The organism is Paenibacillus oleatilyticus (assembly GCF_018998565.1).
GTDB lineage: Bacteria > Bacillota > Bacilli > Paenibacillales > NBRC-103111 > Paenibacillus_G > Paenibacillus_G oleatilyticus.
In genome coordinates, this window is sequence record NZ_JAHNZO010000015.1 from 42,809 (window position 1) to 65,526 (window position 22,718).

Sequence of the window (22,718 nt, forward strand, 5' to 3'; positions counted from 1 at the left end):
TATATCAAGCTTTGTGTGAAAGTCCTGAGCCGGTGCCGGGGCTCCCCGCTTGCTCCAATTCCCGTTCGCGGCGCAAAATGTCTTCCATCGACGTGTTCAGCGCAGCCAGCGGACCGGGGAAATGATTTTTGTAGTAGGCCACATCCATGATCACGAGCAGAAGGAGCATGGCGGCGAGCGCATAACCGGCCGTCTCGTTCGGCGGAATCACCATGACGATGCAGATGAAGACGATCCAGATCAAGGCCACCACGGACACGAAATCGCTGTACTTGCCCAGGTTCCACGGGCCGAGATGCTTTTCCTGAAACCGCCCCTGCGCCTTCGCCCGCAGCTTCAGCCAAATCGGGATGCCGTAGGCCACGTACAAGCCGACGACACTGACGGCGGTCAGAAACGCGATGGTCGTATAGGCCGCGTCCGGGTTGACCGTCTTGATGATATAATCGACGAAGGCCAGCAGGAACGAAAGAATAATCGCAAGCCAGATCGCTTTGGCCGGCGTGCGGAATTTTTTGGAGATTTGCGCCCATTGGCCGCTGAACGGCATGCCTTTGTCGCGCGAGAAGGCGTACATCATCCGGGAAAACGAAGTGATGGAGGATAAGCCGCAAAACCACATCGCGGCGGTAACGAGCCACAGCACGACGGAACCGAATGTGCCGCCTAATGCTTGGCTGATCACAAAAATAAACGCGTTCTCCGAGCCGGCGGCTGCTGCGGCGTCCTTGATCGATAGCGTAACGAACGCGAGCATCAGGAAGCCGATGGCAAACGAATACGCAACCGAGGTGAAGATGCCCCAAGGCGCTCGGACGCGGGGATTGATTGTCTCTTCGATCGTATGGGCGGAGGCATCGTAGCCCGTGAACGTCCACTGCGCTTGCAGCAGCCCGATCAGAAAAGCGAACAGGTAAGGCTTGTCAGAGAATGTCTCGCCTACTTTGAACAAATAATCGACGCTGTTCAAGCCGTTTTTTGTAAAAAAAGCCAGGGAGACGACAAGAACTGCGACGATGATAATGTGGTACCAGGCGGAAAAATCATTGAGCTTGGCGACGATGCGGATGCCGATGTGATTGAGAATACCGTGGGTAAGCAGAATGACCGTGAAGGCGATGAGGACGGTCGTATTGTTGGAGTTGTAGCCAAACACGCCGCCAAGCAGTGGATCGGCGAAGAGCGCGACGGAGTAGTCGATCCCGGCAACGATGCCGATCTGACCGATCAGATTGATCCACGCCGTGTACCAGCCCCAGCGCTTGTTTTTGAGGATGGCCGCCCAGTGGTACAGCGCCCCGGCCGTCGGAATTGCGGAAGCAAGCTCCGCCATAGCCGCAGCTACGAACATGACGAACAGCGCAACAATCGGCCAGCCGAAGCCCATCATGCCCGGCCCGCCGTACGTTAAGCCGTGGCCGTATAAAGATACTGCGCCGGTCAGGATGGAGATGATCGAGAACGAAATCGCAAAGTTGGAAAAACCGCCCATACTGCGCAGCAGCTCCTGCGCGTAGCCGAACTTGTTCAAATCTTGTTTGTCCTTGTCGTGATGATGGAGATGTTCGCTCATGGTTCCCAGCCTCCTTCATAAGGATAACAACAGGATGACAGTGGAAGGTCCGGTCCGGTCGGCTTATTTTCCGAGGAAGCTTTCATGCTCGCTTTCGTCATAGGTCCGAATGCTGTTTCCGGCAAGCCGGACAATCCACAAAGCAAACAAGCAAGTGACGGCGATCAATACGATTCCGATCGTCATAGCCATGCAGTCTCACCTCCCTCCCCGGCGCGTTGGATTGGCAAGCTCTCTTTCACGGTTATGCGGGTTCGTCTGCGAACATGTCTATTTTTGCAAGCGTTTTCCCGTTAGATTTCCAACCGGACTCCGCTTGCTTGCTGCTCAATCATTTTTTTCAGAATCGTGCCGATGTGGGCGCCCGCTTCGACCGGAGGCGTACCGCCGCGGTGAATGTTGGAGACGACGGTGCGGTCGCTTTCCACTGTTCCCTGCCGTGGACGGAAGCACATATAGGCGCTCATCGACTTCGACGACACCAGCCCCGGCCGCTCGCCGATCAAGAGCACGAGCACCTCCGGCTGCAGCAGCTCGCCGATCTGGTCCATAACGGCAACGCGTCCGCCGCGCACGAAAAACGGGGTGCCGGTTTTCAAGCCGTAGGCCTCCAGCGAATCCAGCAAGGACGGATAGACGTCGCGCAAATTGGCATCGACCGCGTTCGCACTCAAGCCGTCCGAGACGACCACCTGCACCTGCGGCTTCATGACGCACTTCTTGCGGATCAGCTCCACGCCCTCGTCTGTCACGATCCGGCCCATGTCCGGGCGCTTCAAATAATTTTCGGTGTTCCCGTAGCGCGACTCCACGGTAAACATGCCGAATTCGTCCAGCACCGCCTGATTGACCTCGCCGTAAATGGAATCGACGGCGGCGGCGTGATCGCAGCGGAATTTGAGGATTTCCCGGGTCAACGGCCGCGTTCCCGCCCGCCATACGCCGATCCGCGCAGGCGTGTTGGCCAGCAGCTCGTTCATGCCCTCGGCCCACTTCGGATTCGGGACGTTATGCGACGCCGCATCGCCGAAGCCGAGGATACCAGACTCCTCCGCATGGGACCCGGCGTCCGTCACAGGAGATTGGCGCGCATGCTCTTGGCTACCGCCTCCCGTGCTTGAGGCCTTATCTTGCTGTAAATCGCCTGCTTCCGTTGTGCTTTTAGGAGCCGGCGCATCTTTTTTGTCCGGCAAGCCGACCGTGCCAAGCTTCTTCTCCAGCTCCGCCATCACTTGATCGACAAGCCGGTCCAATGAAATGGTCATCGCTTCTCTCCTCCTCTCGCAGCGCTATACGAATGGTTACATAAACAGTGTCGGGTCCCCGGCCAGCGGGGTCAGGCGTCCGTTTTCCATAATGCCCATCTTGACCAGCCAGCGCTCGAATTCCGGCGCGGGGCGGCGCCCCATCATTTCCCGCAGCGTGGCAATATCGTGGAAGCTGGTAGACTGGTAATTCAGCATGCAGTCGTCTGCCATTGCCACGCCGATGAGAAAGTTGACGCCGGCGGAGGTCAGCAGCACAGACAAATTGTCCATATCGTTCTGGTCCGCTTTCATATGGTTCGTGTAGCAGACGTCCACGCCCATCGGCAGCTGCTGCAGCTTGCCCATGAAATGGTCTTCCAGTCCGGCGCGGATAACTTGCTTCGAATCGTACAAATATTCCGGTCCGATGAAGCCGACTACCGTGTTGACCATGAAAGGGTTATATTTCCTGGCGAGCGCGTAACACCGCGATTCGAGCGTCACCTGATCGATGCCGAAATGCGCCTCGGCGGACAGCTCGGAGCCCTGCCCCGTCTCGAAGTACCACAGATTCGGACCGGTTCCCGTCCCGTCGCGCCGGATCAGGTCGTCCGCCTCATCGAGCAGCGCCACGTCGATACCGAACGCTTTGTTGCCCGCTTCGGTGCCCGCCAGACTCTGGAACACCATGTCGGCGGGAGCGCCCTGCCGGATCGCCCGCATCTGCGTTTTCACATGCGCGAGTACGCAGTTTTGGGTCGGAATTTGCCACTTGGTCATCACTTCTTTGGTCGCGTTCAACAGCTCCTTCACGCTATCCGCCGAATCAATGACAGGATTGATGCCGAGAACGGCATCCCCGATTCCGTAGCTTAACGCTTCGAACAAAGACGCTTTCATACCTTGGATGTTATCCGTCGGGTGATTCGGCTGGGCCCGGCCCGCAAGCACGCCCTTCTGCCCGATCGTAATGTTGCAGTGGGTTGTCACTTCCATTTTGGACGCTGCCTGCATTAAATCGAGGTTGCTCATCAGCTTGGCGGCAGCAGCTACCATTTCGCTGGTAAGCCCCCGGCTGATGCGGCGTATTTCGGAGTTGCCCGTCTCGTGCTGCAGCAGCGTTTCGCGCAGCTCGGCTACGGTCCAGTTGCGGATTTCCGCATAGATTTTCTCGTTGACGCCTTCCTCTATGATCCGTGACACTTCATCGGTTTCCGGCGGCAGCAGCGGATGGTTACGAATGTCCGCCAGCGTCAGCTCGGACAACACCAGCTTGGCCGCCATCCGTTCCTTGGCATCCTCGGCCGCAATCCCGGCAAGCTGATCTCCGGATTTTTCCTCGTTAGCCTTGGCCATCACGTCTTTTAAATCGCGAAATTGAAATGTTTTGCCGAGTAAAGCGGTTTTCAGCTTCAATGTCGGTCCCCCTCTCTGCCATGAAACGCCAGCGTCTTGACGACCACGGGAATCATAATGCCCGCAATCGGTTCCCCTAAATCGATATAATCACCGTGCTCGACCTTGATCTGATCGATGCACACGATCTTCGTCCGTTCCTTTAGCCGTTTTTCGAGCGATTGGCCGAGCGCCTTGGCGATGTCGGTGTCGCAAACGACGACCATCACCCGGCTATCCGGAAAATAGGCGGCGAAGCTTTCGCTCAGCCGGTCGGCCAATCGCTGAAGCGAGGCGTAGCCGCAATGCTCGAGCCCGGCCAAAGCCAGCGCGAACGGCGGCGAGGCGTCCCGCTCGAACAAGGCTGCGCCGCTCTGCATCGTCTGCCCGACGGCCTCGGCAAGCGAGGCCGGCTGTTCGAGCAGCGATAGCGTCAGGTCCAGCTTGCATACCGGGAGGTTGCGGATCGGCAGCAGCGTAGGGTCCAGATGGACGGTAGCTCCGCTGATCTCCGTACTCTGCATGCCTGCTCCGATAACCGTCGCCCGGACGGTCTGATCGGGCACCGCCAGCCGGATCGGATACCGCGCGGCGCACGCTTTGAGCGTATGCGCCAGCAACGGTCCGATATCGCCGTGCGTGGCGGCTTCGGCCAAGCTCTGCGGCTTCGCTTCCTCCATCAGCCGCCCGATACCGCCGGATACCGTCCATTCTTCGATTGGCGGCCCTTGCGTCAGCGGAGCGCCCAGCGTCAGCTTGCGAACCGCATCGCGCTCTTCGGGAGCCGTCATGCCCGCCAAATCGTCGAGCATGGCGAGGCTCATCGCCCGGCACAGGTCCTCAAGCAGCGCGTAGCTGACGGTATGCCCCGGCTCCAGACGGTATCCGGCAGCCTCCAGCCACGGCCGGATCGACGGCGAGACGCTCGTCACCGTTCCCTCAGCGTTCAGCTCGATCAGGCGTCCGCCGATATGATACGTCACCGTGCCGACCGCTTTTCCCCGGTAAAACACAGCCGCATTGGCCGTCCCTCCGCCGATGTCGATATTGGCGACGGCGCCGCGCACCTCCAGCGAGCGGCGGTCCGCTCCGGCGCCTTTGCCGGCCAGCAGCCCTTCGAGGTCGGCTCCGGCCGTCGCGACGACGAAGTCCCCGGACCGCTCGGCCAGCAGGTGTACGATCCGGCGCGCGTTCGCTTTCGTCGCCGTCTCGCCGGTAATGATCACCGCGCCCGATTTCAGCTCTTGCGGCCGGACGCCGGCCCGCCCGTATTCATCGGTCAGAATGGCCCAGATCCGCTCCGCATCTACCTCGTCTTCGCCGAGCAGCGGCGTGCTGTGGATCGGGCTCGCGTAGATCAATTCCCGCTGCGCGATGTCAAAGCGGGGAAGACTGAGCGCGCCTGACGTCCGCACCAGCTTCAGACGGCTGACGATCATTTTGGTCGTGCTCGTGCCGATATCGATGCCTACGCTGGTAATCCATTGTGGCTCCATGCGTCCGCTCACCGCTCTTTCAAGGACCGAACCAGCGCTGCGGCCCGTCCTTCAATATTCCATCCGCCAGCTTGATCAGCGGCATGCCTTCCGCCATCGAGGCGGCGCGCATTTTCCGGTACGCTTCTTCTTCATCCAGTGCGAAGGTTTTCATAACGATCCCTTTCGCTTTCTCGATCCGTTTCCGCTCTTCGATCGACTGCTTGAGCTGCTCCAGGTCTTTTTTGAGCGAGTCGATCCTTTCTTTCTGGCTAAGCGCAATTTCGACCGCCGGGATCAGATCCTCCTCCGACACCGGTTTGACCAAATAGGCGGCAACCCCGGCACTGCGGGCGTCCTGCACCAGTTCTTTCTGGCTGTACGCCGTCAGCAGCAGGACCGACGTTTCCGTGTCATGCAGACTGCGAATGATGCGGGACGCTTTAATGCCGTTCATCACCGGCATTTTCACATCCATAATGACCAGGTCGGGCTTGAGCGCGGCGACGAGCTCGATCGCTTCCTCGCCGTTCTTCGCTTCCCCTGCCACCGCATAGCCTTCTTCCTCCAGCATTTCACGGATATCCATTCGAATGATCGGGTCGTCATCCACGACGACGATCGAGTTCTTCATCCTGACACCTCCTCATAAGTCCGACGAATATGATTACCCGCTTGATCGGCGGGCGTTTAGACCGGTTTCGGCTCGGCCGGGAAAAGCGGGAACGTAATCGTAACCTGCGTACCTTCCCCGGTGGAAGCCATCTGCAGAAGGCCTCCGAGATTTTCGCGCACGAGCGTTTCCGTAATTTTCAACCCGAGATGGCCTTTGCGGGCGCCATCGCCCATGACAGGCAACCCGACACCGTTATCCGCTACCTCCATGCGGACGATCTGCCCACTGCAATAAAGCGAGATCCGAATGTCTCCCTGCTCGCGGTCGACGAACGCATGTGTCACGCAATTTTGCACGAGCTCGTTGGAGACAAGCGCCAGCGTGGTGGCGATGTCGGACGGCAGCGTTAGGGTATCCCCCGAAATGGCGATGCGGATCGCTTGATCCGGCTTGACCGTGGAGGAGACGACGTTCTTCGCGATGCGATCCAGCACATCGTTGAACTGGATTGTTTCCAGCCCGTCATAGGCCAGCATCTCGTGGATGACGGCAATGCTGTTGATGCGGTTGATGCTGTCGCGATATATTTTCTCGACCTCGTCCAGCTTCGTACGGCGCATTTGCAGCCGGAGCAGGCTGGAGACGGTTTGCAGATTGTTTTTGACCCGGTGGTGAATCTCCTTGATAACAGCCGATTTAATGACGAGTTGCTTCTCTTTTTCCTTCAAGTCCGAGATGTCCCGGATCAGCATCAGCCCGAGGGCTCCCTGCTGCTGCCGGTTGATCGAGACGGTTTTCAGCTCCAACGCGACGTGCCCGATCACAAGCTCCTGACGGACGATGCCCGTTGGCGCAAGCAGTGAGGCGCGATCAAGCTTGCCGTAAAACAGCTCGACCAGGCTTGAGCCTTCCGGCGCGCCGCCGTGCCCGATCTCCTGCAGCATTTGCCGGGCTCGCGGGTTCGCATAAGTGATATGCGCCTGCCCGTCGAACAACACGATGCCCTCGTGCATGAGCGATTGGACGCTGCTTTCCGACAAGGCGACCGCAAGCAGCGTTTCACTGAGCTGCTCCGTCGTTTCCCGCAGCCGCTCCACATTTTTTTCCTGCTCGACGATCTCCGAAATGTCCTGCTCCATGATCAGCACGCCGATCACGCGGCCGGTTTTGGCCCGGATCGGAACGACATTTTGCCGCATCGCAATCTGCTCCTGGGATATTCCGCGGGAACCGATGACCGGCTGACCGGACAGCAGGCAAAACATGACGGCCGGCTCGTTGTGCGCATAAGCGTGCATCCCCACCACTGACGAGTGGTAGAGCGACGGGGCCGTCGTCGGCCTAGCCTCGGCTACGACGAGCGCCGTGCCTTGATCCGCAAGCGGACAGTCGATGAACACGTCCGACTGGAACACGTCGGCGAACAATTGCAAATTTCGCGACAAATCTATAATAACTTCCACTTCTTCTGTAGATAAAAGGGTGCGCTCCGCGCACAGTTCGGCAATCGATGGCATAAGCAATCCCTCACGACGTATCGATTTGTACATGCACCGATTTTATTGTCACACAAACCGCGCTGCGAAGAAAGCCCTTACACAAGGTAAATTTCTTCCTGTAACCTGCGCTTGCCGGTAGGTTTCCCTTTCGTAACTACTACTACACGCTTGAAGCTACCGGTTCACGATGCCCAGCAGCAGCTCCTTCAGCTCGGCGATTCCTTCGCCGCCGGCCGCCGACGTCAAGAGAATCTCGCCTTGAGGCAGCGATGACCGGAGCAGCGAGACTGCCCGGTCCGAATTGGCCTTCGGGTGATCGATTTTCGTAACGGCTCCGATGGCCGGAATCGGAAAGCCCCCTGCAAATCCGGGCGGAAAATAGTTCCGCTCGCGGGTCGCGTCCTGTATGAGCAAAATCGCCGCCGCTTGATGCGATGTCGCCATCAGCGAACGATAGTAGAGCGGATTCTCGCTGTACTCGCCCGGCGTATCGATCAGCCAGTCGTGGAACACAAGGCTTTGCGTTTTGACCGCCGCTTCCTGCTCGCCCATCAGCGCTTTGACCAACGTCGATTTGCCGGCGCCCACGGCGCCGATGATCATGACTTTACGCATGGCTTACGACCTCGTTAAAGGAGCGATTGAAAATTTCAGCTTCTCGTGCAAAAATTCGTTGACCGATTCGATGGCCATTTCGACCGCGGATACGTCGCCCACGATGACTAGAGAGCCGGTGAAGCGATCCAAGTAGCCGATATCGACGTTCGCGGCTTTCGTAGCAATATCCGCCGCGATGATCGCCGTTTCCGTCGGCGTCAACGTCAGAATGCCGATCGCGCTCGCCTTCTCGATCCCGAGCTTCGTGTACAGCACGGGATCGGGGTTGGCTATGACATGCGCGAGCGTAAGCTGCTTACCGGGTACATATTCCTGAATGACCCGCTGTTTCTCCTGTTCCATACGCCTCCTCCTAACCGCCGTTGTCGTCGCCGACTTCGAAGCTGTCTACAATGCCGACGATCATGGCGTCGATGGGCACCATTTTACCGCTGAACAGCACGCGGGCAGGACTTCCCCTGGAGACGATCACATTCTCGCCGACGCCCGCTCCGATGCGGTCTGCGGCGATGACCGGCTGTCCTGATTCGCGGTCCTTGAAATCCATCGGCTGAACGACCATCAGCTTCAGGTTGTCCATGCCCTCTTCCTTCTGCGTGGCCCATACACTGCCAATCACTTTTCCCATAAACATAGGACTTCACCCTTTACTCCGCATACTGGACCGCGACGTCTTTCTCCCTCAATAAATCCGCCGCCAGCGGCGAAACGATCGTTCCCTTGCCAAGGATCAGCTTCCGCACGTCCGGTGCGGTATCCGTCTGCCGCTTCACCCATTCGGCGGTCAGCAGCTTGCCTTCGAACACGGCGCTGCCTGCGACTGCCGTACTGCCGTTCGCGGCTCCGGCTTGAGCGTCTGCCGCTTCCGGCGACGATGTGCCGCGAGCCGGCGCCTCGTTGCCCGGCTGGCGCTGCTCGACGCCGCATTTGCGCACGACCGCTTCCGCCAGCAGCTTCTGCGGAGCGAACTCCGCGCCAAGAGCTGCAAGCTCGCGCTTATAGCGCTCGAACAGCTTAACGTAAGGCTTCGGCAGCGTCAGCGTTTTCAGCGTACGCCGGTCCGCCCGTTTCAATCCGGGTATATCGTCCCCGATCAGCACGAACTTATTCAAGACGAGCGCGGAAAACAAAATCTCCGCCTTCACCGTCCCTTTCAGCCCCTGCGCAGCACGCGCGGCGTTATCCACATCGATCTCGGGAATGACGATTCCGTCGTATTCGAGCGGCAGCTCCAGCGGCGCGGGCGCATATTCGTCGGCGGCAATGATTTTGCCCGGACCGGCGCATTCGATTTTATGCAGGCCGAGCCATGAAGATGTTTCTCCATCGAGAAATAGCATATCGTAACAGATTCCGCTATTTTTGAGCAATATAAAATGATCCGTGAACGCTTCGTGCGCGGTGCTGTCGCAGAACAGATACAGCACTTTAGGCTTTTTCGCCTGCTCCGCCTGCATCGCCTGCACAAGCTCACGGACGATCGATTCGACCATCGGTTTGATCTCCATGCTTCGCTACCCCCTTTCCGCACGCGTGAACACGCCGTTTTTGCCGATCATTTGCACCGTATCTCCGGTGTTCAATTGAGCGGCGTTGGCTTCGTCCGTATCGAGATGAACGTCAAGCGCATAGCGAGGGTTCACCCGGACCACAACGTCCGTAAACGCCAGCGGCCGGTCGCCACGGGTCTGCAGGATGATGCGGTCCCCGTCGGACACCTCAAACCTCTGGGCGTCGTCAGGCGACATATGGACATGGTTTTTGGCGACGATCAAGCCCTGCGTCAGCACGACCGCGCCCTTCGGGCCGGCCACCGTGATGCCAGGCGTGCCTTCCAGATCGCCCGACAAACGGACAGGGGGCTTCACGCCGAGCGCAAAGCCGTCCGTCCGGGATATCTCCACCTGGGACGCCCCGCGCGAAGGTCCGAGAATGCGCACGTTCTGCAGAACGCCCTTCGGACCGATCAGCGTAACCGTTTCCTGTGCGGCAAATTGTCCGGGCTGCGACAGCTCCTTCAGCGGGGTAAGCTGGTAGCCCTCGCCGAACAACGCCTCGACATGCTCCGGCGACAAATGCACGTGCCGGCCCGAGACGCCGACGGGCAGGAGTGGCGCTTCAGGCGCCGGCTCCGCAGGCAAGGCCGCCGGAGCTTCGGCCTTCAGACGCTGAATGGCGATGCCCCGGCTTTTCAGAAAGTCATTGGCCGCCGGCGTCAGCAGGTCCCCGGCCGCGATCGGATACGGATTCGGGAGCCCCTGCGCCAATCGGCTGCGTAGACTCGTTTCCGTAATCAGCGCCATAGGGATTAGCCTTCAAGCTTCGGCAGAATGAATTCAATATCCGTGTGAGGACGCGGAATGACGTGTACGGAAACCAGCTCGCCGATTTTTTCCGCAGCTGCCGCGCCGGCATCCGTAGCTGCTTTCACTGCGCCTACATCGCCGCGCACCATGACCGTTACCAAACCGCCGCCGACATGCACTTTTCCGATCAGCTTAACATTTGCCGCTTTGACCATTGCATCTGCTGCTTCAATCGATCCTACGAGTCCTTTCGTTTCTACCATTCCGAGTGCTGCCAATTCTCCTGCCATTGTCTATTCCTCCCTGGAATAAAAAGTAGTTTATGATGCAAAATGGAACTTATCCGATTAACTTACCGAGTGAAACTTACTTGGCTTCCAGTTGTAATTCAGATAGCACGCTGCGGACGATCTGCAGAACATCCTCCCGCGAAATCCCCGGATTGCCGGAGACTTCCGGCTGCAGCTTTTCCATCGTCCGCTCTACCGCCTGCGCCGCCGCGGGAGCGATATCCATCTCACGGATGCCGAAGGCGACACGCTTGATGTTGAGCAGATGCTGCGGACCGATGTTATCCGACGTAATATTGTTGCCGAACGAGCCGCACCCCAGCGTAAACGACGGCGTAATGCCGGTCGTAGCGCCGATGCCGCCGAACGTCGTGCCCGAGTTGACGACGATGCGCGAAGCGGGCTTCTCCAGCCCGAACGCCTCGATGACGGATTCGTTCTCGCAGTGGATACCGAGCGTATGCCCGAGTCCGCCGAGCTCCAGCAGCTCCATACAGCGGCTGCAGCCCTCCAGCCAATCCTTGACGGTGTAGAGCGCCAGCACCGGGCTTAGCTTCTCTACGGAGAACGGATACGCGTGTCCGACGCCCGTTTCTTCCGCAATCAATACCCGCGCCTCCGGCGGAACGGTAAAGCCCGCCATCTCCGCGATCACCTGCGGCGACCGGCCGACGACCTTCGGGTTTAAGCCTTTGCCGATCGTCAAAATCGAGCCGACCTTGCGCTTCTGCTCTTCATCCAGAAAATAGGCGCCCTGCCGCTTCAGCTCTTCGACGAGCTGCGGCTTGATCGACGCGTCGGCGACAATCGCCTGCTCCGACGCGCAAATCGTGCCGTAATCGAACGTCTTGCTTTGCAAAATCAAGCTGACCGCACGGGACAGGTTCGCGCTGTGATGCACGTACACCGGGACGTTGCCCGGCCCGACGCCATACGCGGGCTTGCCCGAGCTGTAAGCGGCCTTGACCATCGCCGTGCCGCCGGTCGCCAGGATCACATCCGTCCGCTTGTGCTTCATCAGCTCGTTGCTCGCCTCGACCGAGGGCTTCGACAAGCAGTGGATCAAACCGGCGGGAGCCCCCGCCTTCTCTGCCGCCTGCCTCATCACCTTGGCCGCTTCCAGCGAGCAGCGCAGCGCCGACGGATGCGGGCTGATGACGATCGCATTGCGCGCCTTCAGCGCGATCATGCACTTGAACATGACGGTCGACGTCGGATTGGTCGACGGGATGATCGCGGCGACGACGCCGACCGGCTGCGCCACTTCCCACACCTTGCGCTCGTCATCCTTGCGGACGATCCCGACCGTCTTCATGTCTTTCATCGACCCGTAAACGTTTCGGGCGACGAAAAGATTTTTAGCCGTTTTATCGGCAACTTTGCCGAACCCGGTCTCTTCCACGGCCATCTCGGCCAGCCGCACGGCTTCCGCCTCGGCCGCCCGGGCCATCGCAGCGACGATGTCGTCAATCTGCGACTGGGTCATTTTTTCCAGCAGCTTCTGGGCTTGGTCCGCTTCCTGCAGAAGGCTGCGCACTTCCTGTATCGCCTGCAAATCGGCGTCCAGCTTCATATCGGGTTCTCACTCCCTTCAGTCCTTCTTCTCCGTAAGCAACCGGATCAGCTCGGCCTTCGCCGCCGTGTTGATGCCGGAAGCGTTCAGCGGGAATCCGGGGGTGGTACGGGCCAGCTCGCGCAACTGCTGCAGCGAAAGCTTGGCCAGCGCCTCGGCGGATTCCCCGCCTTCCGTCCCGGAAAGCTCCACCGCTTCGTCCGCTGCCGTCTCGTCGGCAGCCGACTCCGCAGACGGCTTCGGCTCCGCCGGGGCGTTCTTCCGCCATATGCTCTCCAGCATCGCCGCAACGGAAAGATCCGGCCGCGGAATCACATGCGTTCCGACCAGCTTGCCTACCCTGCGGGCTTCCTCTCCGCCTGCCTCAACCGCAGCTCGAACGGAGGCGACATCCCCGACAATATATACGGTAATGAGTCCTGCATCCGCTTTTTCAAACGTCATAACCCGGACGTCCGCCGTCTTCGCCGCCGCATCGGCTGCAGCGATCAAGGCGGGTACGCCGATCGTCTCGATAAGTCCCAGCGCTGTCATTGACTGTGTCATCTCCATCACCCGCTTTCGTTAACCAGATTATTTCGGGTCCCGCGCGACGCTGAGAACCGCATCGGCAAAAGCGCTCGCCGCCGCGGTACAAGCGGACTGGCTGCCCGTCAGCAAGCCGCCGCCGAAGTTCGTCTCCGTCGGCGGGCCGTAAAATTGGCATAGCCTGACGTCCGCCGCCTTCAATGCGGCATCCAAGCCGTACACCGCTTCAAGCGGCGGCGCGATCAAATACGCGAGCGGCTCGCCTTCGACGATGCCCGCCACCTGGGACAAGTAAGAACCCGTTCTCGAAATGACGTGAGCGTAGTACGCATGCGTGCCCTCGCTGTTCAGGGAATAAAAGCACGCGCCGCTCTCCATCAAAGCGATTGCCGCATCCAACCCGCTCTTCACCTCGGCCGGCGTCCGGCCGCCCAGCATCCCGATAAATTCCCCCGACAGCGGGCCCGAGGCATGCGCCGAGCCTGCGTAAAAGGAACGGGCATATACCACTTCCACCGCCGCCTTCTTGGTCGCCTCGTCCAGCGCCGTATAGCCGACGTCGTCGATGCTCGACGTTAACATCCCCAAACTCCGGATCTCCGGCTTCAGTTCCAGCTTCCGGGCCAGCTCCGGGTCCACATTCGGAATGATACGGACGGCCAGCGGCACGGCTCGAATCGGCTGCTTCACTTGGTTCACCTCCGCTGCATACATCAAAAGACGACAAAAAGGCGCCCCGGAGCGAAGAATGCGCGAACGCGTTCTCCGATCCAAAGGCACCGTTGCCTTCATGCTATTTTTTTATTGGTGTTCATATTTGAATTGTAAAACAAATCACTCGATATTGCAAGCGCTGTCATCGAAGTGGGCCATCTCAATTTTTACCTCGACCGCTCAAACCGGCTTATCCGGCCTTTTTTCTTCTCCCGTTCGGCCGCCTCGTCCTCAAGCTCGGACATCCACAACAGGCCCATAGATAGCGCAAACGTTATGCCCACGAGCGCGATGCCAAGCATCAGCTCACCTATAATTTGCAGATACAGCAGCACGGCGGCGGAGACCAGCATGCAGCCGAAGATGACCCATCCGATCCGCCGTGCCGTGATTCGCTTCATTTTTGTTCCTCCCCCCGTTCCCGAATCTCCATACTACAGCTTATTCGGGGGAAAGGGGCTTTAGAAGTATATCAAAGCTTGAAGGCATTCACCTGCCGCTGAAGCAGAACCGACATTTCCTTCAAATGGCCCGAAGCACTGGAAATCTCCTCCATGGCCGCCAGTTGTTCCTCCGAGGATGCCGCCACATTTTGCGTATTGTCCGCGGCCTCTTGGGCGATGCGGGCGAGTTCTTCCAGGGAAGCAGCGACTTCTTCGGTGCCTGCCGACATTTCCTCGGAAGCCGCCGACACCTCCTGCACTTGACCGGCCACCTGCTGAATCGCATGCAGGATGCGTTCGAACACTTCGCCGGCTTGCCCCACGGCCGCCGTTCCTTTGGACGTTTCGTTCACGCCCGTTTCCATCGAGGCGACCGCCCGCTTCGTGTTGGCTTCGATCTCCCGCAACAGAGCGGCAATATGCTCAGACGATTCCTTGGACTTCTCCGCGAGCTTCCTCACCTCGATGGCGACCACCGCGAACCCTTTGCCGTGCTCTCCCGCCCGTGCCGCTTCGATGGACGCATTAAGCGCCAGCAGGTTCGTCTGATTCGCGATATCGGCAATCAGCGCCATAATCTCGCCGACTTCCTCCGAGCGAGTCCGCAGTTCGTGGATGACGCCGCCGGTCTCGGTCATGACCGACTCGATGCGGTTCATCTGCGCGACCATCTGCTGCACGACCTCGTTGCCCTGCGCCGCATCCAGCGACGTCTGTGCGGACAGATCGGCGACGACGCCCGCCGATTCGGCAATTCGTTCGATGCCTGTAGCCATCTCCACCATCGCCCGCTTGCATTCCTCGGCGCTCTGCAGCTGATTTTCCGCGCCGGCGGCAACCTCTTCGACCGCGCGGGCCGCTTCGCCGGTCGCCTCGGCCGTTTGCTTCGCGCTGACGGTCAGCAGATCGGACGATTCCGCCACTTCGTCGGAATGGGTTTTAATACTGCCCACCAGCTTGCGGATACTTTCGACCATATGGTTGAAATGCTCGGAGACAAGTCCGATCTCGTCGCGTCCGTTCACCGGCACGGAAACGGACAAATCCCCTTCGGCGGCAAGCTTCGACACCTCCGCCATCCGTTTGAGCGGACGGACCGTTCGAATCAGCAGCCAAATCATCAGCCCGATAAACAGACCGCCAATAGCAAGGCCGATCAAAATATTGAGCAGCAGCGCGTGGTTTAAATCCGATTGAATCAGGCCGTAGTCGAAGTCGAGGCCGAACACGGCGACCGTCTCGCCCTTATCCGTCCGAATGGAGCTCAGAATGGAAATCCACGTGCCCGAGGCATCCGTATACACGTCGGTCATGCCTGTCCCCTTCTTCAACGCATCCTCATACGCTCGCTGAAATTGAGCCGACAGCTCGTAATCCTCCAAAACCTTCGCTCCGTGTTCGTTCAAGGTCCGATTGGCCTGCATCATCTTCGCATAGTGCTTATTGTCCTTCGTCGTCATCTCGGGTGACATCAAGTAGCTGTTGGTAACGACACTGCTTGTGAGCATTTTCTCCAGCTGCGCCTGAATACGAACGTTCGCCGGGTCAGCCATATACTTGTCGTAGCCGAGCGACATCTTTTGTCCGGCCGCCTGGATATCTGCACTCTGCAGCTCCAGTTGAGCGTCCATCGCCTCTTCAATATACAATAACGATTCGAAATACATGGTTCTTTCCCGAAGATAAGACATCGAGGTAAATGCGGCCGACATGATGATCAGCAGGACGACCAGCACCCACCCGGCTTTCACGACTAAACTGCGATTTTTCATAGCATGCACTCCTTCATCCGTTGAACTATACTGCTCTGGTCCGCCGAGCCTACCGTGCGGAGCAGCGCTGTCGCTTAGTAATATTATCGTTGAGAACCGCCCTTAACTTTAGAAAAATTATACAAATCCGCAAAACTCCCGGAGCGAATCGCTTTCTTGGCTCCAGGACCAACGCAAAAAGCCACCGGTTTCCCGGTGGCAGGCGATTTATTGTTGTTCTATGGTCAGCAGTTTCTGGCCGATTTAAGCGAAGCTCTCGGTGCTGCGTTTGGAAGAATCGTCCGATTCCCGCACCCGCTGTGAGGAGAGGCCTTTCGAGTTGAATTCGCGAACGCGCCGGTCATTTTCAATGGATATGAACAAGCAGACGCTTCCCAAGATAACCAATACGACCGTAGTAATCGGAAGTAACAGATCCATCCTTTTCTCTCCCTTGTCTTCCCTGTGTAAAAATGATAATCATTATCATTATTGTAGCGTATTTTTACGAAATTACAATGGTTTTTTATGACCACCGGAAAGACAGCTGGAATTCCCTCGGAACGCAAGAAAAAAGCCCCCGTCTTTCGCGGGGGCGACGAATCCGGCCGCAGCCGGAACGGTATAATATGCAGCCGTTTAGGAGCGAAGCAGCCGGAGTCCGTTCAAAATGACCAGAATCGTGCTTCCTTCATGGCCTACGACCCCGAGCGGCAGCGGAATTCCTTTGAAAAAATTGGCGGCAATCAGGAAGGCGATTACCGTAACGGCAAAAGCGATGTTCTGCTTGATGATCCGCGTCGTGCGTCTTCCCAAAACAATCGCTTCCTTGATTTTGTCCAAATCGTCGTTCATCAGCACCAAATCGGCCGTTTCCAGCGCCGCATCGCTGCCTGCCGCCCCCATCGCAATACCGACGGATGCCGCGGCCAAGGCCGGAGCGTCGTTGATCCCGTCTCCCACCATAGCGACGTGCGTGTACTTCTCCTTCAAGGTTTTGACGATGTTCAACTTGTCTTCCGGAAGCAGCCCAGCATACACCTGATCGATCCCGGCCTCTTTGGCTATCGCCTCGGCTGTCAGCCGTTGATCTCCCGTCAGCATGACGACTTGCACGCCCAGCTCCTTCAGTTTGGCGATCGTCTCCCTGGCTTGCGGTCTGATCGCGTCCTGAAGAGCGATCATTCCGGCAGTGCCAGCGGCGTTTTGAATCAAAACGACGGTTTTGCCTTCCTGCTCAAGCTTGCGGACATCGGAGAGAATCCGCTCGTCAATCCCGGCTTCTTCGAAGAAGCCCGGCTTTCCGATTTTCCAGAATTCCCCGGCCAACCGGGCTTGAACGCCCCACCCGGCCAGCGCCTGAAAATCGGAAGGCCGCTCCAGTTCCAACGACATTTCTTCGGCCTTGCCTACAATAGCTTGGGCGATCGGATGCGTGGATAAGCTTTCGACGGAAGCCGCTATCCGCAGCAGCTCCTCTTCGCTCCAAGCCTGGTAAGTGAGAAAATCCGTCACTGACGGTTTTCCGTACGTCAAGGTGCCCGTTTTGTCGAACGCAATGGCGCGGATGTGCGATACGCGCTCCAAGTGGGCGCCGCCCTTAAACAGCAGCCCTTTTCTCGCGCTGTTGGATATGGCGGAGAGCATCGCCGGCATGATGGAGGCCACCAGCGCGCAAGGCGAGGCTACGACCAAAAACACCATCGCCCGGTAAAGCGTATCGTTCCAGCTCCATCCGAACAGAAACGGCGGGAGCGCGATGAGAAGCAGCGTCACCAAAATGATGGCTCTGGCATAAATGCGTTCGAAGCGTTCGATAAACCGCTGCGATTTCGGCATTTCGCTTTGCGCTTCTTGAACGAGGCGGATGATCTTCGAGAAGAGCGTCGACTCGCTGGATTTCGTTACTTGCACGAACAACGCGCCCTGACCGTTCAGGGTGCCGGCGAACACTTCGTCCCCCGCCGTTTTATCCACCGGAATGCTCTCGCCGGTAATTGAAGCCTGGTTGACGGCCGAGCTTCCTTCCTGGACGATCCCGTCGGCGGGCAGGCGCTCGCCCGGTTTGACCAGCACCAGATCGCCAATCCGCAGCTGTTCGACGGGAACCCGCTTCTCCGCCCCTTCTTCCCACACGATGGCCGTCTCCGGCTTCAAATCCATCAAGGACGAAATGTCTCTGGAGCTCTTCTCCATCGTGAACGTCTCCAAGGCGCCGCTGAGCGAGAAAATAAAGATCAATACGGCGCCTTCCGTCCAGTAACCGATGCTGGCTGCGCCGATGGCCGCGACGATCATGAGCAGGTTGACATCCAGATCCTTTTCGCGGACAAGCGTGAGCCATCCTTCCTTAGCCTTGACGAAACCTCCAATCAGAAAAGCGAAGCAGTAAAGCCATATCGAGAAGGTCGGGGACGAGTGTCCCGCGACCCAGGCAGCCGCAATCAAGACGCCGCTTGCCAAAGCGGCGATCGCTTCGCCGTAACGCGACAGCACGGAAGCGATCGTGCCTTTCTTCATCTTTACTTCCGATTTGTCGATAGGTTGAGCAGCATCTGCCGAGTGGACCATGTTCAGCAACTCCTTTTTCGTTGAGAATGACTATCGTTTTTATTCCCCTAAAAATGACTCATGCTGTTCCCTAATAGGGAACAGCATGGAAGTGAGAATGATTTTCATTTTTGTATTGGTGCATCATTTTTGTGTCGGGGCAACTTTTTAAAGTTATTATAAGTCTGCGGCCTTCGAAAGTAAAGGGTTATTTTGCCTTCATTAATTCCCTTTGCGGGAGGCGGCGCTCAGCTTTGATTTACGTAATTGTTCAGCACAAGCGAGGCCGCGCCGATGACGATGGATCGCTCCTTCAAATCGGAAGCGAGGATCTTGAATCCGCCGCGGAACGGCTCCCAGACGACCTGTGCACACTGCTCCTCGATCAGAGGGACGATATCGCTGTAATTTTCCACCATGTTGCCGCTCAGGATGACGGCGTCAGGGTTATACATGCACACGATATTGTTGATCGCAATGCCGATATACAGCGAGGTGCGCGAAATAATTTCCTTCGCCCAGCTCTCGTCGCTGCGGGCCGCTTCGAACAGCTGTCCAATATCGCCAATCTCGACGATCCGGTTCGCCTCGTGCAAAATCGCCGATTCGTCGATGTACGTCTGCAGGCAGCCCCGCTTGCCGCATTCGCATAAATTGCCGTTCGGATCGAGCGTCGTATGTCCGAGCTCTCCGGCGCTGTTGGAGCCGCCGCGAAAAATCTCCCCGTCAATGATCAGCGAGGAGCCGACGCCGGTGCCAAGCTCGATCAACGCCGTCTTCTTCGAGCCCCGCGCGGAGCCGCACAAGTACTCGGCCAATATTTTGACCTTCAGGTCGTTGTCGATCACCGTATCGATCCCCGTCCGCTCCTTAATATGGGCGGCGAGCGGCACGTTCCTCCAGCCCAGCGTCGACGAATACTGAACGACACCCCGCTCGTGGTCGATAACGCCGGGCACACCGATGCCGATGCCGATCAGCTTCGAGCGGTCCAGCCCCTGCTCCTTCACCAGCCGGTTGATCGTATCGGCAATGAGATCGATCGTGCGGCCAGCTTCCGTTTCGATCGCGGTATGCCCGACCGGAAGCTCGTACAGCAGCTTGCCGCTGAACTCCATCACGCCGAAGCGTACGATCTTCTTACCAATATCGACACCGATCGAAAAGACGGCCTGCGGATCGATATCAAGCATTATCGCCTTGCGCCCGACGCCGCCGGACGAAAGCTCCGTTTCCCGCACCAGCCCCTGCTCGCACAGCTCGCCGACAATGCGCCCGACGGAGGTCGGACTGAGCTTGGTGATCTTCGTGATTTCCGCCCGCGAAATGGGCCGTTTTTCCTTAATAATATCAAGAATCATCTGCTTGTTATGCTGCCGGATGACGTCTTGATCGTGCTTCACAATTTTTTTCATACGCCAAAACCTCTTTATTCCACCCATGTTAATTAGAGTCTTAACAAGCTCAACTACCAAGTCATTGCAAGACATAAAAATGTGGACCGCCAAACTGAAAGCGGTTAAAATTCATTGGACCTCTATAATTAATCCATTGGTGTTAATAATTGAATCATAGCATGGATTTTTCATTTGTCAATATTTGTTTGTAAATCATGGAAGATGTAAAAAAGCCCCAGCCCTAAGCGATGATGAAACGATGCCCAAGACCGGGACCTCTTGTTTTATCTCGTATGATGCCGATCATGCGGGTAGCGGACACGATCCTTGAAGCAGCTTCAACCGGGCTTGGTGAAGCCGGCTCCTCACTTCGCTCTCGTCGACGTTCAAGAGCGAGGCGATCTGCGGGATCGTGAGCTGCTGGCAATACCTAAACGCCATGACGATACGGTACGGCAGCTCCAGCGTCATAACGGACCGCAGCAAATCGCTATGCTCCGGAAGAGCGCGGTCGGCGTCGGTCAACGTCTCCTGCCGCAGCCCCTTCCCGGCGGCGTCCAAGACGGAGCAGGCAATCCTGTCGTCCAGCCAGGCGTGGAACGGGCGAATGTCCTTCCGCTTCAGCGTCCGGTACGTCTCGACGAATACGCGCTGCACCGCTTCCTCGGCCAACGGCTGCGAGCCCAGAATCGCCAGCGCCGTGCTGAAGGCCCGTTGCTCGTACGGACGAACCAGCTCCCGGAACGCCTTCGTATCTCCTGCTCTAACCTTTTTCATTAAGCTTAATTCATCCGTACGATCCATGGTGTGCCTCCTTTTCATTGCCTTCTCATATCATTAGACAATGAACGGAGGCATTTGGTCTTAAAACGACAAAATTTTTTTGGAAATAAAAAAATCAATCCGGATCCCCGATAAGGGAACCGGACCGATTGGCTACGGCGTTACGGCTAAGTCTTCACTTAAAGCAAAGTCGACGGCACATTCCGCATGGATTCTGGTTGTATCGTACAGCGGGATACGGCAATCCTCCTGCGATACAAGCATCGTGATTTCCGTACATCCCAGAATAATGGCCTCCGCTCCTTGTTGACTGAGATTCTCCATGATCCTTAAGTAAGACTTCTTGGATGCTTCGTTCACGATTCCAAGACAAAGCTCTTGATAGATGACGTCATGTACAATCTTTCTATCCGCTTCATTGGGCACGATAACTTCAAGCCCGAACTTTTCCATGAGTCGGCCTTTATAAAAATCTTGCTCCATCGTAAAAGAAGTCCCCAGCAAAGCGACTTTCTTCATGCCATCCTTCACGATTTCTTGCGCTGTTGCATCTGCGATATGAAGCAGCGGGACCGAAACCGATTCCGCCACTTCTTGCGCCATCTTGTGCATCGTATTCGTGCATATGACGATGACATCGGCTCCGGCCGCTTCCAGTTTGCGTGCCGTATCGATCATGATGTTCGTAGCTTCATCCCATTTCCCTTGATGCTGAAGCGTCTTGATTTCTTGGAAATTGACGGAATACATGAGACTTTTGGCCGAATGATGCCCGCCCAGCTTTTCTTTTACTCGCTGATTGATGATTTGGTAATAGAGCAGGGACGACTCCCAGCTCATGCCTCCAATAAGACCTATGGTTTTCATCAGATTAAGCACCTCTACCTATGGTTATCGTTTACATGGCTCCTCAACATCTTAAAGCTTACTTCGCCAATGAGCAAGATCGTGCCGTGGATTAATTGCCGTAACCGCTTTTGTCTTGAAGGCCGAGAACAAATAGCATCCGATGATCACCACGCAGCCCCCGATCCCTTGGATCCACGTCATTTGTTCCCCTAAAAATAAAAACGCCAAAATCACCGTGAATACCGGATTGAAATTCAAAAACATCCCCGCTGTGGTCGCGCCCAGCTTTTGGACCCCGATATTCCAAAATACGATACAGACTACGGTAGAGATCACGCCTGTATATAAAATCGATTGGATGAACGAACCGTTGATATTGGACACGGTGAAGTCGGAGAAGTTAAACGGAAGAAGAACGATAAGCCCAAATATCCCGGAGTAAAGCGTACACTTCATGGGTGATGTACTCTTCATGGCCCACCTGCTGCAAACGGCATAAATTCCCCACACGCACACAGAGCCCATCATCCATAAATCGCCCGTATTAAAATGAAAAGACAGCAGCAGATCGGCATTTCCTTTGGAAAGAACAAGAATGACGCCAACCAGCGAAAAAAGCATAGAAAGGATTTGCAGCGGGTTGATTCTTTCTTTTAGAAACAAAAAGGAGCAAACGGAAATCGAAATCGTATTTAATGCGGAAATTAATCCGACATTCGTCGCCGTTGTCCGTTCCAACGCCATAAATTGAAAAAGATTAAATAGAACGACGCCTGTAATTCCCATAAAAACCAACGGAAGAAGGGCAGCCCGCGAAGGGAGTATCGTTTTTTCCTTCCACCAGACGATGGGGAACAGACACAAAATGGCAATGATCCATCGAATGGTCGTCAACGTCGTCGGAGAAGCATGACCCACAAGCGATTTTCCGACGACAAAATTTCCTCCCCACAGCAAGCTTGTTAAAAGCAGCAGCAAAACGTACCTATTCGGCATGTCATTAGCTCCTTTACTTTTTCACCGTGACAGCGAAAAACGGAAGCCATTGTGCACAATGACATTTACATTCGAATTCACTAACGATCATATCATTTTTATTGATCGGACTGTA

The 22,718-nt window shown here is 56.9% G+C and carries 24 protein-coding genes; all 24 read right to left on the reverse strand.

The annotated features are described in order from the left end of the window. Window positions 1-4: 4 nt before the first annotated feature. On the reverse strand, window positions 5-1,573 hold the full coding sequence (locus tag KQX66_RS19630; RefSeq protein WP_216794507.1) for an amino acid permease: 1,569 nt from the start codon (window positions 1,571-1,573) through the stop codon (window positions 5-7). A gap of 63 nt (window positions 1,574-1,636) precedes the next feature. Beyond that, entirely contained in the window at window positions 1,637-1,765 is a 129-nt protein-coding gene (locus KQX66_RS37815) for a hypothetical protein (RefSeq protein WP_010499887.1), read from the reverse strand. Between the two features lie 101 nt (window positions 1,766-1,866). Further along, window positions 1,867-2,838, reverse strand: coding sequence for an ethanolamine ammonia-lyase subunit EutC (gene eutC / locus KQX66_RS19635; protein ID WP_216794508.1), 972 nt, complete (start codon window positions 2,836-2,838; stop codon window positions 1,867-1,869). Between the two features lie 36 nt (window positions 2,839-2,874). Then, on the reverse strand, window positions 2,875-4,236 hold the full coding sequence (locus KQX66_RS19640; protein WP_216794509.1) for an ethanolamine ammonia-lyase subunit EutB: 1,362 nt from the start codon (window positions 4,234-4,236) through the stop codon (window positions 2,875-2,877). Next, window positions 4,233-5,711, reverse strand: coding sequence for an ethanolamine ammonia-lyase reactivating factor EutA (locus KQX66_RS19645; protein WP_216794510.1), 1,479 nt, complete (start codon window positions 5,709-5,711; stop codon window positions 4,233-4,235). The genes KQX66_RS19640 and KQX66_RS19645 overlap by 4 nt, the downstream gene beginning before the upstream one ends. Before the next feature lie 19 nt (window positions 5,712-5,730). Then, window positions 5,731-6,324, reverse strand: coding sequence for an ANTAR domain-containing response regulator (locus KQX66_RS19650; RefSeq protein WP_216794511.1), 594 nt, complete (start codon window positions 6,322-6,324; stop codon window positions 5,731-5,733). Between the two features lie 56 nt (window positions 6,325-6,380). Beyond that, complete coding sequence (locus KQX66_RS19655) at window positions 6,381-7,823, reverse strand: sensor histidine kinase (protein ID WP_216794512.1); 1,443 nt, start codon at window positions 7,821-7,823, stop codon at window positions 6,381-6,383. 156 nt (window positions 7,824-7,979) lie between these two features. After that, window positions 7,980-8,420, reverse strand: a complete 441-nt coding sequence (locus KQX66_RS19660; protein ID WP_216794513.1) for a EutP/PduV family microcompartment system protein — start codon at window positions 8,418-8,420, stop codon at window positions 7,980-7,982. A gap of 3 nt (window positions 8,421-8,423) precedes the next feature. Further along, window positions 8,424-8,765 (reverse strand): ethanolamine utilization microcompartment protein EutS, encoded by a 342-nt coding sequence (gene eutS / locus KQX66_RS19665; RefSeq protein ID WP_036676849.1) that lies wholly within the window; start codon window positions 8,763-8,765, stop codon window positions 8,424-8,426. Between the two features lie 10 nt (window positions 8,766-8,775). Then, window positions 8,776-9,057 (reverse strand): EutN/CcmL family microcompartment protein, encoded by a 282-nt coding sequence (locus KQX66_RS19670; protein WP_216794514.1) that lies wholly within the window; start codon window positions 9,055-9,057, stop codon window positions 8,776-8,778. Between the two features lie 13 nt (window positions 9,058-9,070). After that, window positions 9,071-9,931 carry a hypothetical protein gene (locus tag KQX66_RS19675; protein WP_216794515.1) on the reverse strand — a complete coding sequence of 287 codons (861 nt, stop codon included), beginning with the start codon at window positions 9,929-9,931 and terminating at the stop codon, window positions 9,071-9,073. 6 nt (window positions 9,932-9,937) lie between these two features. After that, a complete protein-coding gene (gene pduL, locus KQX66_RS19680; RefSeq protein WP_216794516.1) occupies window positions 9,938-10,726 on the reverse strand; it encodes a phosphate propanoyltransferase in 789 nt (262 codons plus the stop codon). 5 nt (window positions 10,727-10,731) lie between these two features. Continuing rightward, entirely contained in the window at window positions 10,732-11,019 is a 288-nt protein-coding gene (gene eutM, locus KQX66_RS19685; protein ID WP_010499900.1) for an ethanolamine utilization microcompartment protein EutM, read from the reverse strand. A gap of 76 nt (window positions 11,020-11,095) precedes the next feature. Next, the gene (locus KQX66_RS19690; RefSeq protein ID WP_216794517.1) at window positions 11,096-12,592 is read right to left on the reverse strand and encodes an acetaldehyde dehydrogenase (acetylating); all 1,497 of its coding nucleotides are present in this window, start codon (window positions 12,590-12,592) and stop codon (window positions 11,096-11,098) included. Window positions 12,593-12,610: 18 nt separating this feature from the next. Beyond that, window positions 12,611-13,138, reverse strand: a complete 528-nt coding sequence (locus KQX66_RS19695) for a BMC domain-containing protein (RefSeq protein WP_216794518.1) — start codon at window positions 13,136-13,138, stop codon at window positions 12,611-12,613. A 27-nt stretch (window positions 13,139-13,165) separates the two neighbouring features. Next, complete coding sequence (eutL, locus tag KQX66_RS19700; protein ID WP_216794519.1) at window positions 13,166-13,810, reverse strand: ethanolamine utilization microcompartment protein EutL; 645 nt, start codon at window positions 13,808-13,810, stop codon at window positions 13,166-13,168. 191 nt (window positions 13,811-14,001) lie between these two features. Next, entirely contained in the window at window positions 14,002-14,235 is a 234-nt protein-coding gene (locus KQX66_RS19705; protein ID WP_216794520.1) for a hypothetical protein, read from the reverse strand. A 71-nt stretch (window positions 14,236-14,306) separates the two neighbouring features. After that, window positions 14,307-16,049, reverse strand: a complete 1,743-nt coding sequence (locus KQX66_RS19710) for a methyl-accepting chemotaxis protein (RefSeq protein ID WP_216794521.1) — start codon at window positions 16,047-16,049, stop codon at window positions 14,307-14,309. A 243-nt stretch (window positions 16,050-16,292) separates the two neighbouring features. Then, window positions 16,293-16,469 carry a hypothetical protein gene (locus KQX66_RS19715; RefSeq protein WP_216794522.1) on the reverse strand — a complete coding sequence of 59 codons (177 nt, stop codon included), beginning with the start codon at window positions 16,467-16,469 and terminating at the stop codon, window positions 16,293-16,295. Between the two features lie 198 nt (window positions 16,470-16,667). Beyond that, complete coding sequence (locus KQX66_RS19720; RefSeq protein ID WP_216794523.1) at window positions 16,668-18,599, reverse strand: heavy metal translocating P-type ATPase; 1,932 nt, start codon at window positions 18,597-18,599, stop codon at window positions 16,668-16,670. Between the two features lie 227 nt (window positions 18,600-18,826). After that, window positions 18,827-19,993, reverse strand: coding sequence for an ROK family transcriptional regulator (locus KQX66_RS19725; protein WP_216794524.1), 1,167 nt, complete (start codon window positions 19,991-19,993; stop codon window positions 18,827-18,829). A 285-nt stretch (window positions 19,994-20,278) separates the two neighbouring features. Beyond that, window positions 20,279-20,779, reverse strand: coding sequence for an RNA polymerase sigma factor (locus tag KQX66_RS19730; protein ID WP_216794525.1), 501 nt, complete (start codon window positions 20,777-20,779; stop codon window positions 20,279-20,281). 132 nt (window positions 20,780-20,911) lie between these two features. Beyond that, window positions 20,912-21,625: an aspartate/glutamate racemase family protein gene (locus KQX66_RS19735; protein ID WP_216794526.1), complete on the reverse strand. Its 714-nt coding sequence runs from the start codon at window positions 21,623-21,625 to the stop codon at window positions 20,912-20,914. 51 nt (window positions 21,626-21,676) lie between these two features. Next, entirely contained in the window at window positions 21,677-22,603 is a 927-nt protein-coding gene (locus KQX66_RS19740) for a DMT family transporter (RefSeq protein ID WP_216794527.1), read from the reverse strand. Window positions 22,604-22,718: the final 115 nt, after the last annotated feature.